This window comes from Herbaspirillum sp. B65 (assembly GCF_000333555.1).
GTDB classification, from domain to species: domain Bacteria; phylum Pseudomonadota; class Gammaproteobacteria; order Burkholderiales; family Burkholderiaceae_D; genus Herbaspirillum; species Herbaspirillum rubrisubalbicans.
This window is the reverse complement of sequence record NZ_BADI01000954.1, coordinates 1-951: the sequence shown is the minus strand read 5'-3', so window position 1 is coordinate 951 and position 951 is coordinate 1. Positions and strand designations below refer to the sequence as shown.

General features: G+C 50.7%; 2 pseudogenes. One reads left to right on the top strand and one right to left on the bottom strand.

The features are described from left to right. Window positions 1-417: 417 nt before the first annotated feature. Window positions 418-585, bottom strand: a pseudogene (locus I5W_RS30390) (IS256 family transposase); the annotation flags it as partial. Here I5W_RS30390 and I5W_RS30385 point away from each other — a divergent pair. Further along, window positions 584-951: pseudogene (locus tag I5W_RS30385) on the top strand (DDE-type integrase/transposase/recombinase); the annotation flags it as partial. The pseudogenes I5W_RS30390 and I5W_RS30385 sit on opposite strands and share 2 nt — an antisense overlap.

The following is a 951-nucleotide window of genomic DNA, read 5'->3' as shown; positions in this document are numbered from 1 at the left end:
GGGAGATGCACATGGACATGCACGACGATATCGACCTCTCGATTGCCCTGAGGAAATTAAATCAACTGCAACTCGAAGAAGGTGACTTAGGAGCTGCCTGCTGGCTGTCGATCTCTAAATTCCTGAAAGCCTCAGGCGACTAGCATGATCGCGCCATTGCCGCAGAAAGAAAACTTCGGAAAATATTTGTCCTCTGCGACTGAGCGAAATGATGATGAATAAACAGGCTCACAAAACGCAGCTGTACAGGCGCCTGAAGATCTTGCTTGGATGAAGATAAGGCCAGTTGGGCGTGAATTCGGCCGCCCTGATTTTGAACGGCTGATTGCACCGGGCAAAATGCCCTTTGAGCTAAATTGAGCATGACAACGACGCCGATCTGGGCGTGCCCGAATTTTTGTGTAAACGGGGTTTCGTTTAATTCATAGAAATACGTTCACCGAACTGGGTAGTAAACCGAGTCAGTGCAGCCTTCCAATCTCGGATGGGTAGCGTCCACTTTTTACTGATGTTACGCAGAGCAAGGAGGAAGAGCTTGACCAGTGCCTCGTCGCTGGGGAACGAGCCTCGGTTCTTAGTCAGCTTGTACCTGGCGGGAGTGAGGGATGTTTTTACGTGTAAGTTGGCGGGGTACGCCATGAGTGTGAGGATGACACAGGAACTGACCATGATGAAGCTATGAAAAGCCGTGCAGCACAAACGTACGCATGGTCTGATTCACCACTCGGACCGTGGCAACCATTATTGCGCTCAGGCCTATCGTCATTTGCTGGAGCAGTTCGGCGTGATGGCATCAATGTCGCGCAAAGGAAACTGCTACGAAAATGCGCCGATGGAGAGCTTCTGGGGCGGCGTGAAAGACGAACTGATTCATCATCAACGTCACACAACGAGTGCTGAAGCCGAGGCGTCGATTCAGGAATACATCGAAATTTTTTATAACCGCCAGCG